Source organism: Sodalis ligni, from assembly GCF_016865525.2.
Taxonomy (GTDB): Bacteria; Pseudomonadota; Gammaproteobacteria; order Enterobacterales; family Enterobacteriaceae; genus Acerihabitans; species Acerihabitans ligni.
Genome location: NZ_CP075169.1, coordinates 3,101,855 through 3,117,106, shown reverse-complemented (window position 1 = coordinate 3,117,106; position 15,252 = coordinate 3,101,855). Strand labels below are relative to the sequence as shown.

Genomic DNA, 15,252 nt, shown 5'->3' with positions numbered 1-15,252 from the left:
CTTCACAATCAGGCAACCGCATCCGCGGGGCTGGTATGGGTTGTATGTAACATTGCCAGGCTCAGGGCTTTTTGTTCACTGGCTTCCGAGTGGGTGAGCTCGCCGGATATCGTCCCTTCGCGCATCACCACAATACGGTCCGCCAGGCCTAATACTTCCGGCAAATCGCTGGATGCGAACAATACGGCAATTCCCCGTTTCGCCAATTCGTAAATCACGTGATAGATTTCATGCTTGGCGCCGACATCGATGCCGCGCGTCGGTTCATCGAGCATGATCACTTTCATGTCCTCCGACAGCCAGCGGCCGAGGATAGCCTTTTGCTGATTGCCGCCTGAGAGGTTCATGATCAACTGTTCGGCTGAAGGCGTTTTGATGTTCAACGCACGAATATGCTCCAGGGCATTGGATTTTTCCCATTGATCGTTTATCAAAAAGCCGGCTTTAACGGTATTGCGCCGGGCGCTGATATTGATATTTTCCCGCACTGAATGTACCGGAATCAGGCCGTCGGCCTTGCGGTCTTCCGGGCAGAGCATCAGTCCGGCGCTGATGGCATCGATGGGGGAACGGATGGAAATGGGTTTGCCGTCCAGCAGCAATTGGCCTCCGGTAATCAGCGTTCCGCCGAAAAGTCCCTTCATCAGCTCGCTGCGCCCGGCGCCCACCAGACCGAACAGACCGACGATTTCACCGGCGCGTACGGATAATGAGATGGGCGTCTTGACCCCCACCGCCTCGATTTTATCCAGTTCCAGCCTGACGTCGCCGTGAGGACGGGGGGCGTAATCATAAATATCCCCTAAATTGCGTCCCACCATGGCCTGCACCAGGATGTCGTGGTCCACGGCGGTCATGTCGTCAAAGGTGCGCACATATTTACCGTCTTTGAATACCGTGATGGCGTCCCCCAGGGTAAAGATTTCTTCCATGCGGTGGGAAACGTAAAGAATGACCCGGCCCTCGGCGCGCAGTTCGCGTATGACGCGGAATAATTGTTCTATTTCCCGCGCCGATAATGAACTGGTGGGCTCGTCAAAAGCGATAATTTTGGCATTACGGGTTAATGCCTTGGCGATTTCAACCATTGGCCACTGGGCAAGGGACAGATATTTAAGCGGTGTTCCCGGCGGGATACCCAGCCCTAAATCCTCCAGCTGCAGTTGGGTTTCATATTTCAGTATGCCGCGGTTAACAAACCCGTGTTTGTTAGGTAGCTGCCCAGGGAAAATGTTTTCCGCCACCGTCATTTCAGGCACCAAATGCAGCTCCTGATAAATAATCGCCACCCCGGCATTTAGCGCATCGGTAGTGTTATTGAAATGAACCGGCTGTCCTTTGATCAGATTTCCCCTTGCGTCGGCGTATAGCTGCCGCTGAGAATTTTCAGCAAGGTCGATTTCCCGGCGCCGTTTTCACCCATAAGGGCATGGATTTGGCCCGAATAACAATCGAAGCTGATATCGTCCAGCGCTTTTACGCCGGGAAAGGTTTTACCAATACCGCGAAACGATAGATAAGGTGTCTGAATTGTCATGAACACATCCTCGCGTTAACAGATCCGGACAGTGCGCCGGCAATCCCGCTACGGTAACTATCAGGGGTTTTGACTGACACGGACACATCCTCTTGATGAATGACTTCGTCATGGACCGGGACGGCCTCGACCATCCCGGCAAACACGTGTTTTGATAAAAAATGTCCGATAAAAACGTCCGGTAAAAAATTACAGGCCTTTTTTCTTCAATTCTTCTTTGAAGTTATCGCGGGTAATCAGTACCACGTCGGTGACTTCGGTGAATTTCGGCGGCTCAACGCCTTTGGTTACCCAGTCATGCATCATCTGGATGCTCTTGTAACCATGGACGTCGGGGCTTGGCAGTAAAGAACCGTAGAAGCCGGTGGATTCGTTTTTGGACAGCTCATTCACCGCATCCACGCCGTTGATGCCGACACCGATAACGTCCGGCGCCTTGAATCCCTGCCCTTCGGTGGCGCGCACGCCGCCCAGCACGGTATTGTCGTTCATGCCGACAATCAGCCAGTGTTTCACGCCGGGATGTTGAACCAGCAGGGAGTTGCCTGCGTCAAACGCTCCGGGGATATCGTTGGATTTGGTGGGGACCTGGTAGATTTGTTTATCCGGTATGCCGGCGGCTTTTAACGCATCCATCGCGCCGGAGGTACGGCGACGGGCGGTATCGAGCTCATTGGCGGTGATGGCCATGACGCCGGTGTCGGCCACTTTCCAGCCGCGTTTGGTCATTTCCTTGAATTCTTCCTGACCGGCGCGCTGGCCCAGCTGGGTGGCGGCCATCATCACGATGGGGACGTTAACCATGGGTTTGCCTTTGGCGTCGACGATCTGTTCACCCACCGCCATGACTTTCATATCGTAGCTGCGTGCTTTGGCGACAATCGCCGAGCCAAGTTTGGGATCGGGGGTACAGATAACAAACCCTTTGGCACCGCTGGCCGCCAGGCTATCGATCGCGTTAAGGGTTTTTTCACCATCGGGTACGGCAATTTTAATCACATCAAAGCCCATATCTTTGCCGGCTTTGTCGGCAAAACGCCATTCGGTCTGAAACCAGGGTTCTTCAGGTTGTTTCACCAAAAAACCCAACTTCATGTTCTCCGCCATAGCCGAATGAGACATAACAGCGGCAACTGCAATGGCCGCCAGTGCCTTAGTGAATTTATGCATGGAACTCTCCGGTAATTATTATCGCTCTGCTTCAAAATGCTGAAGCGTGTAAGCGTTATCAGTCGGTAAGATTTTACCCGGCGGTACAGCCAGAGGGCGTATATATCGCCATCTCTACGACCAGGCCCTTTAGACGGATGTAGTTTTAACGTTTACGTGTTACCAAAATGTAGAGCGTTATCACAGTTCTCAATAACAGCAGATTTGTGCATAGATACAGCAAAATTCATCTGCCCGTGACTTTATGAGGAACATCACATTTCAGTCATTGGCGGCAGGAATGTGCATACTTCCAGCTAACGTCTCCTCACTGCCCGGTTAAAACCCCTTATGGTTATCGACATCATCAGGTTTCGGGTTAACAGGAGATACGAGCATGACTGAAGAGGCCATTAGCCTCGGGCTTGATTTCGGCAGCGATTCAGTGCGCGCCCTGGCGGTTGCCTGTGGCAGCGGTAAAGAACTGGCCACCGAAGTTGTCTGGTACCCGCGATGGCGCGAGGGCCGGTATTGCAAACCCGCGGATAACCAGTTTCGCCATCATCCGTCGGATTACCTGGAGTCAATGGAGCAGGCGATCCGGGCCGTAGTGGGTCATTTGACGCCGGCCCAGCGGGAAAGCATCGTCGGCATCGGCGTGGACACCACCGGCTCGACGCCGGCCCCCATTGACGCAGAAGGCCGGATTCTGGCGCTGCGGCCGGAATTCGCCGACAATCCCAACGCCATGTTTATTTTGTGGAAGGACCATACCTCCATAGAAGAAGCTGAAGCCATCAACCAACTGTGCCGCAGCGGTGAATTCCCCGACTATTCCCGCTATATCGGCGGTGTCTATTCATCGGAGTGGTTCTGGGCAAAAACCCTCCATATCACCCGCCAGGACCGCCAGGTCCGCCAGGAAGCGGTCTCCTGGATTGAGCTGTGCGACTGGATCCCGGCGGTATTGTCCGCCACCACACGTCCTGAGGAAATCAGGCGCGGCCGCTGCTCCGCCGGACATAAATCCCTCTGGCATCCGGTATGGGGCGGCGTACCGCCAAAAGCGTTTCTCCATGCCCTTGATCCGGTATTGACGGAAAATCTGCAATACCCGCTCTTTACCGACACCTATACCGCCGACCTGCCGGTGGGCCGCATCAGCGCCGAATGGGCGCAAAAGCTCGGCGTGCCGGCTACCGTAACCATTGCCGGCGGAGCCTTTGACTGCCATATCGGCGCCGTGGGGGCCGGCGCTCAGCCCTATACCCTGGTAAAGGTCATCGGCACGTCCACCTGCGATATCCTGATAGCCGATGAACAAAAAGTCGGCGATCGCTCCATTGCCGGTATCTGCGGCCAGGTGGACGGCAGCGTCATTCCCGGCTTTATCGGCCTGGAGGCGGGACAGTCGGCTTTTGGCGATATTTATGCCTGGTACGGCAAGGTGCTGGGCTGGCCCCTGCGCCGGGCCGCACGGCAAAATCCTTCCCTACAGCCGGCGCTCGAGGCCATAGAAACCGACATGCTGTCGGCGCTGGCCGAAGCCTGGGCTGAGGAACCGTCGCTGGAACATCTGCCGGTGGTGCTGGACTGGTTCAATGGCCGCCGCACTCCTTATGCCAACCAGCGCCTGAAAGGGGTTATCACCGGACTTAACCTGGGCACCGACGCGCCGGCGCTGTTCGGCGGGTTGATTGCCGCCACCGCCTTCGGCGCGCGCGCCATCATGGAGTGCTTCGTTGATCAGGGCATTCCGGTGGAGAACGTGCTGGTGCTGGGGGGCATTGCCCGCAAATCACCGATCATCATGCAGGTGCTGGCGGATGTCATGAATCGTCCGCTGCAGCTGGTGGCCTCCGACCAATGCTGTGCCCTGGGAGCGGCGATTTTCGGCGCGGTGGCGGCGGGAACCTACGGGGATATCGCCACGGCCCAGCAGCATATGGCCAGTAAAATCGAACGCGTCCTACAGCCGGACCCTGACAAAGTCTCCTCATTCCAGGTCCTGTATGAACGCTACCGGCACTGGAGCGAAATCGCTGAACCCGCCTATGCCGTAACGGCTGCCATCGGGCATTAACCAACAAAAACCGGGCCGCGGGAAAGACCGCCGCCCGAAACCTCCCTTTGACGGAGACGCACAGGAGTCATTATGGAAAATTTTCGACAGCACGAAGTCTGGTTTGTGATAGGCAGCCAACATCTTTACGGCCCGGAAACGCTGCGGCAAGTCACCGAACATGCGCAGACCGTGGTCAAGGGCCTGAATGATGAGGCAGGCCTGCCGGTCAAGCTGGTTTTGAAACCCCTGGTCACCTCGCCGGATCAAATCCTGGCATTGTGCCGCGAGGCCAATTACGATACCCGCTGCATCGGCTTGCTCACCTGGCTGCACACTTTTTCTCCGGCCAAGATGTGGATAGGCGGCCTGAGCATCCTGAATAAACCCCTGCTTCAGTTCCATACCCAATTCAATGCGCAAATCCCGTGGGAAACCATGGACATGGATTTTATGAACCTGAACCAGACCGCCCACGGCGGCCGTGAATTCGGTTTCATCGGCGCGCGGATGCATTTGAATCATCAGGTCGTGGTGGGACACTGGCAAGACCCGCAGGCCCATGCAGGCATCGCCAAATGGATGCGTGCCGCGGTGGCCCGCGAAGAGAGCCAGCATCTGGTGGTGGCCCGGTTCGGCGACAACATGCGTGAAGTGGCGGTGACCGAAGGCAATAAGGTTGGCGCGCAAATCCAGTTCGGCTACTCGGTTACCGCTTACGGCCTGGGGGATCTGGTGAGCGTGGTGGATGAAGTTTCGCACGGCGATATCGACGCGCTGGTGGAAGAGTATGAAGCTTCCTACATCCTCACCGACAAAATCAAGCACAATGGCGAAAAACGCCAGAACCTGCTGGATGCGGCCCGTATCGAACTGGGCATGAAACGCTTCCTGGAGCAGGCGGGCTGTAAAGCCTTCACCACCAACTTTGAAAATCTGTACGGACTCAAGCAGTTGCCGGGGCTGGCGGTGCAGCGCCTGATGCAGCAAGGCTATGGCTTCGCCGGCGAAGGGGACTGGAAAACCGCGGCCCTGCTGCGCATCCTTAAGGTCATGGCCGCCGGTCTGCCCGGGGGCACCTCGTTTATGGAAGATTATACCTATAACTTCCAGCCGGAGAATAACCTCGCCCTTGGCTCACATATGCTTGAAGTGTGTCCGAGTATCGCCAAAGAAGAAAAACCCACCGTGGACGTGCAATTCCTCGGTATCGGCGGCAAGGCGGACCCGGCGCGGCTACTGTTCTCCACCCCGGCCGGCCCGGCGGTTAACGCCTCGGTTATCGATATGGGCGACCGGTTCCGTATGCTGGTGAACGTGGTGGATACCATTGAGCAGCCCCATCCCCTGCCGAAGCTGCCGGTGGCCCGCGCCATCTGGAAGGCCCAGCCATCCCTTGAAGTGGCGGCGGAAGCCTGGGTCCTGGGCGGAGGTGCGCATCATACCGTATTCAGCCAGGCCCTGAACCTGGATCATATCCGGCTTTATGCGGAAATGAACGGTATCGAACTGCTGGTTATCGATAATGACACCCGCATTCCCGACTTCAAGCAGGCCCTGCGCTGGAATGAACTCTATTATAAGCTAGCGGCGAAATAAGACGTTTTGTTTATAAGGCCGGGTACAATCCGTTCCCGGCCTGAACGCCCCGCGCTTTTTTAGCTTTTTATCGCGGAATATATGGACACCGGAGCCGCACTGAATATACTACTTTGCTTATATTTCCTTCCCTGAACGCTCAACAATGACTGCGCAAGATTACTTATTAAAATTCCGTAAGGTAAACACCCCCGAGAGCCTGGAAAAGCTGTTCGATCATCTGAATTACTCCCTGGTGGACAGCGGTGAAATCATCAATATGTACCGGGCGGCGGATCACCGCAGGGCGGAACTGGCCTCCGGCGGCCGTCTGTTCGATCTCGGCCAGGTGCCTAAATCCGTATGGCGGTTCGTGATTTGAACGCCGGCCACGCTCCGGCGGGCTCCCCGCCGCGTATCGGCGGCTGGGTGTGGGTCGCGACGGCCTCCCCTTGGGGGGGGCTTTTCAGCGCCAGCCCTTTCATCATTATCTTCCTGCTGGCGCTGGTGAACCACTGGGACGCGCTTTCACAGTCCGCGCAACACTCCATGTTCGGTCTGCAATGGCTGGCCTCGCTGCTCACCGCCGCCGCCATGTGGTGTTTTACCTTCTGGACGCTGCGGCTGATGCTCCGACGCTCCCTGCGCTTTCCCAAGATATTTATCCTCTGGCTGCTGGCGGGGGTTTTATTGGCCCTGAAGGCTTTTGCCTTTTCCCCTATCACCGACCAGTTGGCGCTGCACCAGCTATACTGGCCGCTGCTGGCGGCGGCTCTCGGCGTGCCTTACATAAAACGCTCGCAGCGGGTTAAGCATACCTTTATCCAGCCATGATATTAGCCATGGCCACCGGAAGGCGGAAATCCGCTATCGGCATAGGGCATACCGGCCGCCGGCGGATAATAACCCTACGGAAACTGTGTTGTCGAAAGGGAACCTATGCCGGATAATAGCCCGCGTCTTTTTAAATGGGTACGGCAATGAATGGTTACCTGCTACTGTTTATCGGCACGGTGCTGGTAAATAATTTCGTCCTGGTCAAATTTCTCGGCTTATGCCCGTTTATGGGCGTATCCAAAAAGCTGGAAACGGCAATGGGTATGGGCATGGCCACTACCTTCGTCATGACGCTGGCGTCCATCTGCGCCTGGCTGATAAATGACTTTATCCTGCAACCCCTGGATCTGGCCTATTTACGTACCCTTTCCTTTATTTTTATTATCGCGGTGGTGGTGCAGTTCACCGAACTGGTGGTGCGAAAGACCAGCCCCTCCCTCTACCGTCTGCTGGGCATTTTCCTGCCGCTTATCACCACCAACTGCGCGGTACTCGGCGTGGCGCTGCTCAATATCAATCTTGCCCATAACTTCCTGCAGTCCGCGGTGTATGGTTTCAGCGCCGCGGCGGGCTTCTCACTGGTGATGATCCTGTTCTCCGCCATCCGGGAACGCCTGGCGGTGGCCGACGTACCGGCGCCCTTCAAGGTTCGTCCATCGCCCTGGTGACCGCCGGGCTGATGTCGCTGGCCTTTATGGGCTTTAGCGGGCTGGTGAAATTCTGATGGTCTTGGTCTATGCCGTCGGCGCGCTCAGCCTGCTGGCTTTGCTATGCGGGGCCCTGCTGGGGTTTGCCGCCCGCCGCTTTACCGTAGAAGAGGATCCGGTCGCCGGACAGATCGATGCCTTGCTGCCCCAAAGCCAGTGCGCGCAGTGCGGTTATCCCGGCTGCAAGCCTTATGCCGAAGCGGTGGCGGTCCATGGCGAAAAAATCAACAAGTGCGCCCCCGGCGGAGAACCGGTGATGCTGAAAATCGCCGGTTTGATGAACGTGGAACCGCAGCCGCTGGACGGCGGCGGCGAGGCGTCCCGCCCCGTGGCCACCGTGGCCTGGATCGATGAGGCCAACTGCATCGGCTGCACCAAATGTATCCAGGCGTGTCCGGTGGATGCCATTATCGGCACCACCCGTGCGGTGCATACGGTGGTGAGCGAGCTCTGCACCGGCTGTGATTTATGCGTCGCGCCCTGCCCGACCGACTGCATTGAAATGCGGCCGCTGGCGGACACCGTGCTAAATTGGAAGTGGGATCTTTCCCGCATCCCGGTTCAGGTCATTTCCCTGGAGCACCATGTTTAATTTATTCGCCGAACTGCGCAAAGACCGCATCTGGGAATTTGACGGCGGCATTTATCCTCCGGAAATGAAGGAGCAGTCCAGCGGTACGCCGCTGCGCGCGGTGCCGTTGCCGGACCAGCTCATTATCCCTCTCAAGCAGCATCTTGGACCGGAGGGTGAACTGTGCGTCGCCGCCGGCGACCGGGTGCTGCGCGGACAGCCCCTGACCCGCGGCCTGGGGCGCACCTTGCCGGTCCATGCTCCCACCTCCGGGGTGATTGAGTCTATTACTTCCCATATCACCGCTCATCCGTCGGCGCTGGCTGAGCTTTGTATCATCCTGCGCGCCGACGGCTTGGACAGCTGGTGCCCGTTGCAGCCGGCGGCCGATTTCCGCCGGTATAGCGCCCAGTGGGTGCTGAATCGGATACATCAGGCCGGCATCGCCGGTTTGGGCGGCGCGGGTTTCCCCACCGCCGCCAAAATCACCGGCGGCGGCAGCGTTGAGACCCTGATTATCAACGCCGCGGAATGCGAGCCTTATATTACCGCCGACGACCGGCTGATGCGGGAACGGGCCCATGAAATTGTCGCGGGCATTGATGTGGTGGCCCATGCCGTCGCCCCCGGGCGCGTACTCATCGGCATCGAGGATAACAAACCGGCCGCCGCATCCGCCCTGGAGCAGGCATTGGCGCAGCGGCCGAATTACCTGCTGCGGGTGGTGCCGACCAAATATCCTTCCGGCGGCGCCAAGCAGCTGACGAAAATCCTTACCGGGCGGGAAGTACCCTTCGGTCAACATTCGGCCTCCATCGGCGTGTTGATGCTGAATGTGGGCACGGTTTTCGCCATCAAGCGGGCGGTAATAGACGGGGAGCCTCTTACCGAACGGGTGGTGACGCTGTCCGGCGGCGCCTTGAAACAGCCGGGCAATGTCTGGGGGCGCATCGGCACCCCGGTGGGGCATCTGCTGCGCCATGCGGGCTTTGTTGCCGAAGGGGAGCAGTTGATTATCATGGGCGGGCCATTGATGGGATTTACCCTGCCGTCTCTCGATGTCCCCATCGTCAAGATCAGTAATTGTATCATGGCCCCCGCCGCCGGGGAGCTGGCCAAAGCGCAGCCCGAGCAAGCCTGCATTCGCTGCAGCCTGTGCGCCGATGCCTGCCCGGCCGGACTGCTGCCCCAGCAGCTTTATTGGTTCAGCCGCGGCCAGGAGCACGACAAGGCCCGGCGCCATCATCTGTTCGATTGCATAGAATGCGGAGCCTGCGCCTATGTTTGCCCGAGCAATATCCCGCTGGTGCACTATTACCGTCGGGAAAAAGCGGAGATCCGGGCCCTCGATGGGGAAGCGGAAAAATCAGCCACCGCCAGGGCGCGTTATGAGGCCAAGCTTGCCCGGCGCGAACGGGAAAAAACAGCCAGAGAACTGCGCCACCGGCAGGCGGCGGTGAAGCTGGACGAAATCGTCCCGCGGATGCCGGCAAAAGTATCCCTTGGTGATACCGCCCCCTCCAGCGCGACAAAAGTCGTGTCCATGGCGTCCGGCGCGCCGCAGCGGCCTGCTGCTGACGGTGACGGCGTCACTTCTGACCTGCATCATCAGCAGCAGGATGCCGTCGCCGCCGCCATTGCCCGGGTAAAAGCCCGTAAAGCCGCCGCTGCAAAACAGCCTCAAGAGGAATAAATGGCTTTCAGAATAGCGAGTTCACCATTTACCCATAACCGGTTAACCACCGGCCAGATCATGTCGCAGGTGATTGCGGCATGCCTGCCGGGCTTCCTCGCCCTGAGCTATTTCTTCGGTTACGGCACGTTGATTCAGGTGGTGTTGGCCTGCATCACCGCATTGCTGGCCGAGGCGGCGGCGGCGGCGCTGCGCAAACAATCCGTACCGGCAAAACTCACCGACTACTCCGCGCTGCTGACGGCTGTCCTGCTGGGGTTAAGCCTGCCGCCCTTGGGTCCCTGGTGGGTCATTGTCCTGGCGACGCTGTGCGCCATTATCATTGCCAAGCAGCTTTACGGCGGCCTGGGGCATAATCCCTTCAATCCGGCCATGGTGGGGTATGTCATAGTGCTTATCTCTTTTCCGGTACAAATGACCAGTTGGCTGCCGGAAGAGAGCATGCGGCTGCACCCCGCCGGACTGGCGGATACCCTGGGGCTTATTTTTTCCGGCCATACGTCCCTGGGTCTGGATTTACAGCAGGTGCGCCAGGGGTTTGACGGGATTACCCAGGCCACCCCGCTGGATAATTACAAAACCGGCCTGCATGCCGGCCGCGATGCGGCCCGGCTTTTGCAACAGCCGCTTTATAACGGCTGGCTGGGGGGGCTGGGCTGGCAATGGGTCAATCTTGGTTTCCTGGCGGGCGGCTTGTATCTGCTGCTGCGCAACATCATCAGTTGGCATATCCCCATCGCCTTTCTGGCGAGCCTGGGTTTTGCGCCGTCCTGGCCTGGCTGTTGATGCCCCAGGCCGCGCCGCCGCCGATGCTGCACCTGTTTTCCGGCGCCACCATGCTGGGGGCGTTTTTTATCGCCACCGATCCGGTAACCGCCTCCACCACCCATCGCGGGCGGCTGATATTCGGCGCGCTGACCGGCGGTCTGGTCTGGCTTATTCGCACCTACGGCGGCTACCCCGAAGGGGTGGCTTTTGCCGTATTGCTGGCGAATATCTGCGTGCCGCTTATCGATCATTATACCCAGCCCCGTGCCTACGGACATCCATGAGGAGCGCCGGATGTTGAGCATTATGCGCAAGCACGGCATTACCCTGGCGGCCTTTGCCGCCCTGTTCACCGCGCTTACCGCCCTGGTGCACGCCCTCACCGAACCCGCCATCCGGCAACAGGCCGTCAATCAGCAGCGGCAATTGCTCGATGAAGTGGTGCCGCCGGGGCTGCATGATAATGATATGCTGGCGGAGTGCTATCTGGTGACGGACAGCGCACTGGGCAATGCGAACCCCCACCGGCTCTACCTGGCCCGCAAACAGGGTAAAGCCGTGGCGGCGGCCATAGAGTCCACGGCGCCGGACGGCTACTCCGGCTCCATCCAGCTACTGGTGGGCGCGGACTTTCACGGCAACGTATTGGGCGCACGGGTTACCGAACATCATGAAACGCCGGGGCTGGGAGACAAGATTGAACTGCGCGTCTCGGATTGGATAACCTATTTCAGCGGTAAAAGGGTTGATTCGGCGGAAGATGGCTTCTGGGCGGTCAAAAAAGACGGCGGCGGCTTCGATCAGTTTACCGGCGCCACCATCACGCCTCGCGCGGTGGTGAACGCGGTGAAACGCACGGCGCTTTATCTGGAGACCCTGCCGGAAGATATGCAGGGCGTTGCCACATGCGGGAGGAGAGAAAATGAGTGAAGCCAGACGACTTTTGCGCCAGGGCCTATGGGAAAATAACTCTTCGCTGGTGCAGCTATTGGGCCTGTGCCCCTTGCTGGCGGTATCCAATACCGTGACCAACGCCCTCGGCCTGGGTTTAGCCACCACGCTGGTAATGACCTGCACCAATGGCGCTGTCTCGGCGCTGCGACGCTTCGTGCCCGCCGAGATTCGTATTCCTATTTATGTGATGATCATCGCCTCGGTGGTCTCCACGGTGCAGATGCTTATCAATGCCTATGCCTACGGCCTTTATCAGTCGCTGGGCATCTTCATTCCCCTTATCGTCACCAACTGTATAGTCATGGGACGGGCTGAAGCCTACGCTTCGCAAAATCCGGTGGCGCTGTCGGCCCTGGACGGACTGGCTATGGGGCTGGGGTCCACCGGCGCCCTGGTGGTGCTCGGCGGCATCCGCGAACTGCTGGGGAACGGTACCCTGTTCGACGGCGCCGATCGGCTGCTGGGGCCGTGGGCCAAAGCGCTGCGAATAGACATTTTGCATCTGCAAACCCCGTTCCTGATAGCCATGCTGCCCCCCGGCGCCTTTATCGGGCTGGGATTTATGCTGGCGGGAAAACATGTCATCGACCACCGGCTTAAAGCCCGGCAGCGTCAGGCGGCGGTAAGACAAACGACGGAACAGGAACAGGCAGGATCATGAATCAGGCTAAACGTATAGCCATTTTAAGCCGCTTGCGGGAGGCCAATCCCCATCCCACCACCGAACTGCGCTACGGATCGCCGTTTGAATTATTGATTGCCGTATTGCTGTCGGCCCAGGCCACCGACGTCAGCGTCAACAAGGCCACCGCCACGCTGTTTCCGGTGGCCGGCACCCCGTCCGCCATGCTGGCTCTGGGCTCAGAAGGGATAAAAAGCCATATCAAGTCCATCGGGCTTTTTAACAGCAAGGCGGAAAATATCATCAAAACCTGCCGGATTTTGCTGGAGCAGCACCAGGGCCGGGTACCTGAAGACCGCGCCGCGCTTGAAGCGCTGCCCGGCGTGGGCAGGAAAACCGCCAACGTGGTATTGAATACCGCCTTCGGCTGGCCTACCATTGCCGTTGATACCCATATCTTCCGGGTCTGTAATCGCACTGAGTTCGCGCCGGGCAAGGACGTGGCGGCAGTGGAGCAAAAGCTTATCAAGGTCGTGCCGGCTGAATTCCGGGTTGATTGCCATCACTGGCTGATTCTCCATGGACGTTACACCTGTATCGCCCGCAAGCCGCGCTGCGGCTCTTGCCTGATTGAGGATCTCTGCGAGTTCAGGGAAAAAGTCTATGCCTGACTTGCCCTGTTGCGCTACCGCAAAACAGCCGTTGTTTGCCTTTCAGAATGAAAAACTATGACAGCGATGCAACCATCGCTATCCTGCCACCTAAGTTGGACGTATTCTATGAGAACGCATCATCGTGGGGGGTCGTTTATGAAGCTTTTCTATATGCCTGGTGCAAGCTCGCTGACCGCTCACATTACCCTGCGCGAGGCCGGACTGGATTTCACGATTGAAAAAGTGGATTTTCGCACTAAAAAAACCGAGCACGGCGAAGATTATCTGACGATAAATCCGAAGGGCAAAGTACCGGCGCTGTTGTTGAACGACGGCACCGTGCTGACCGAAGTCGTGGCCATAGTGCAGTACCTGGCGGATTTGGTGCCGGACCGTCAATTGATCCCGCCGGCGGGCACCCTGTCACGCTATCAGGCCATGGAATGGCTCAATTATGTCGCCAGCGAGCTGCATAAAGGCCTGAGCCCGTTATTCGATACCCACCTGCCGCCGGACTACAAAGAGCAGGTACACCAGCAAATGGAGAGTAAATTGCTCTATCTCGACCGGGAAATGGCCGGTCAGGATTATTTGCTCGGCAGCAGGTTCAGCGTAGCGGATGCCTATCTGTTTACCATGCTGACCTGGGCCGATCGGTTGGGATTTGATCTCTACGCCACCCCGACGGTGGGGCATTTTTACCAGCGGATAAAACTTCGCCCGTCCGTGGTTGCGGCGCTGCATGCCGAACGGGCGGAATCCCAGGCGGTTGATTAACACCAGCGACAAAATCGCAGGGGCCGGTTTCGGTCCCCTGCCGATACTTTTAATTCCAACTGATCAAACAGTAATTTTTCTTGCCGCGCCGCAACAGGGTATAACGCTCAAACAGGCGGTCGGCGTCCGTAAAGACATATTCCGCCGAGGACTGTTTTTCACCGTTCACGGCAATAGCGTTGGAAGAAATCAGCGAACGGGCCTGACCGCGGGATGGCACCAGTTGCGCATCCACCAGCGCCTGTTGCAGATCCGCGCCGTTTTGCAGCGTAATCACCGGCATACCGTCCTGGGCCAGCTGTTGCAGGTCGTTGGCGGTAAGATCCTGCAATGAGCCGGAAAACAGGCTCTGGGTAATACGCACCGCCGCCGCCAGCCCTGCGTCTCCGTGCACCAGGCGCGTCACTTGCTCCGCCAGCACATATTGCGCCCTGGGTGCGGTCCCGCTGTTGCTATCTTCCGCTTCCAGGGCATTGATCTCTTCAATGGGCATAAAGGTGAAGAATTTTAAAAACCGGTAAACGTCGGCGTCGGCGGTGTTGATCCAAAACTGGTAAAACTTGTAGGGACTGGTTTTCAGCGGGTCCAGCCATACCGCGCCGCCTTCCGTTTTACCGAACTTGGTGCCGTCCGCTTTGGTGATGAGCGGCACGGTCAAACCGTACACCGTCTTTTGATGCATGCGCCGCGTCAAATCGATGCCGGAAGTGATATTCCCCCACTGATCGGACCCGCCGATCTGCAGCTCAACGCCATATTGCTTGTTCAAACAGGCAAAATCATAGCCCTGCAGCAAGTTGTAGGAAAACTCGGTAAAGGAAATTCCCACATCGTCACGGTTGAGGCGCTGCTTCACCGCTTCTTTATTGATCATTTGGTTGACGGAAAAATGCTTGCCGATGTCCCGCAGGAAGGTCAGGACATTCATGCTACCGAACCAGTCGTAGTTATTTGCCGCTACCGCGCTGTTCTCGCCGCAGTCAAAATCCAGGAACGGCGATACCTGCCGGCGGATTTTATCCACCCACTCCTGCACCGTTTCGGCGGTATTCAATTTGCGCTCAACGGCCTTGAAGCTGGGATCGCCAATCAAGCCGGTAGCCCCGCCCACCAGCGCCACCGGACGGTGTCCGGCCAATTGGAAACGCTTTAAACACAGCAGCGGCACCAAATGTCCCAAATGCAAGCTGTCGGCGGTCGGGTCGAAACCGCAATACAACGAGAGCGGCCCCTGAGCCAGCCGCTCGGAAAGCGCGGCCTCATCCGTTACCTGGGCTATCAAGCCCCGCTCTTGCAATTGTCGTATCAGGTTGCTGCTTGCCATCAAAAAAACTCCGTAATATA

11 protein-coding genes and 4 pseudogenes are annotated in these 15,252 nt (G+C 57.9%); 12 read left to right on the top strand and 3 right to left on the bottom strand.

Going from position 1 to position 15,252, the window contains the following annotated elements; genetic code table 11:
- Positions 1-8: 8 nt before the first annotated feature.
- Positions 9-1,537 (bottom strand): annotated as a pseudogene (gene araG, locus GTU79_RS14480) (L-arabinose ABC transporter ATP-binding protein AraG).
- 189 nt (positions 1,538-1,726) lie between these two features.
- Positions 1,727-2,707, bottom strand: a complete 981-nt coding sequence (locus GTU79_RS14475; protein WP_214514088.1) for an arabinose ABC transporter substrate-binding protein — start codon at positions 2,705-2,707, stop codon at positions 1,727-1,729.
- A 376-nt stretch (positions 2,708-3,083) separates the two neighbouring features.
- Here GTU79_RS14475 and GTU79_RS14470 point away from each other — a divergent pair, with 376 nt between their 5' ends.
- The 12 genes and pseudogenes from GTU79_RS14470 (at position 3,084) to gstA (ending at position 13,908) form a co-directional block, all read left to right on the top strand.
- A complete protein-coding gene (locus GTU79_RS14470) occupies positions 3,084-4,769 on the top strand; it encodes a ribulokinase (protein ID WP_214514087.1) in 1,686 nt (561 codons plus the stop codon).
- Positions 4,770-4,841: 72 nt separating this feature from the next.
- Positions 4,842-6,347, top strand: coding sequence for an L-arabinose isomerase (gene araA, locus GTU79_RS14465; RefSeq protein WP_214514086.1), 1,506 nt, complete (start codon positions 4,842-4,844; stop codon positions 6,345-6,347).
- Positions 6,348-6,492: 145 nt separating this feature from the next.
- Entirely contained in the window at positions 6,493-6,708 is a 216-nt protein-coding gene (gene ydgT, locus GTU79_RS14460; protein WP_203521415.1) for a transcription modulator YdgT, read from the top strand.
- Positions 6,690-7,160 (top strand): DUF2569 domain-containing protein, encoded by a 471-nt coding sequence (locus GTU79_RS14455; protein ID WP_214514085.1) that lies wholly within the window; start codon positions 6,690-6,692, stop codon positions 7,158-7,160. The genes ydgT and GTU79_RS14455 overlap by 19 nt, the downstream gene beginning before the upstream one ends.
- A 146-nt stretch (positions 7,161-7,306) precedes the next feature.
- A pseudogene (rsxA, locus tag GTU79_RS14450) lies at positions 7,307-7,887 on the top strand (electron transport complex subunit RsxA).
- Complete coding sequence (rsxB, locus tag GTU79_RS14445) at positions 7,887-8,462, top strand: electron transport complex subunit RsxB (protein WP_203521417.1); 576 nt, start codon at positions 7,887-7,889, stop codon at positions 8,460-8,462. The pseudogene rsxA and the gene rsxB overlap by 1 nt, the downstream one beginning before the upstream one ends.
- Positions 8,455-10,107 (top strand): annotated as a pseudogene (gene rsxC, locus GTU79_RS14440) (electron transport complex subunit RsxC); the annotation flags it as partial. The gene rsxB and the pseudogene rsxC, both read left to right, overlap by 8 nt.
- A 27-nt stretch (positions 10,108-10,134) precedes the next feature.
- Positions 10,135-11,186, top strand: a pseudogene (gene rsxD, locus GTU79_RS14435) (electron transport complex subunit RsxD).
- 10 nt (positions 11,187-11,196) lie between these two features.
- Complete coding sequence (rsxG, locus tag GTU79_RS14430; RefSeq protein WP_203521420.1) at positions 11,197-11,832, top strand: electron transport complex subunit RsxG; 636 nt, start codon at positions 11,197-11,199, stop codon at positions 11,830-11,832.
- Positions 11,825-12,517 carry an electron transport complex subunit E gene (locus GTU79_RS14425; protein ID WP_132921580.1) on the top strand — a complete coding sequence of 231 codons (693 nt, stop codon included), beginning with the start codon at positions 11,825-11,827 and terminating at the stop codon, positions 12,515-12,517. The genes rsxG and GTU79_RS14425 overlap by 8 nt, the downstream gene beginning before the upstream one ends.
- Positions 12,514-13,149, top strand: a complete 636-nt coding sequence (gene nth / locus GTU79_RS14420) for an endonuclease III (RefSeq protein ID WP_203521421.1) — start codon at positions 12,514-12,516, stop codon at positions 13,147-13,149. The genes GTU79_RS14425 and nth overlap by 4 nt, the downstream gene beginning before the upstream one ends.
- A 138-nt stretch (positions 13,150-13,287) precedes the next feature.
- Entirely contained in the window at positions 13,288-13,908 is a 621-nt protein-coding gene (gstA, locus tag GTU79_RS14415; protein ID WP_132921582.1) for a glutathione transferase GstA, read from the top strand.
- A 49-nt stretch (positions 13,909-13,957) separates the two neighbouring features.
- Here gstA and tyrS read toward each other — a convergent pair whose 3' ends face one another.
- Positions 13,958-15,232 (bottom strand): tyrosine--tRNA ligase, encoded by a 1,275-nt coding sequence (tyrS, locus tag GTU79_RS14410; RefSeq protein WP_203521422.1) that lies wholly within the window; start codon positions 15,230-15,232, stop codon positions 13,958-13,960.
- Positions 15,233-15,252: the final 20 nt, after the last annotated feature.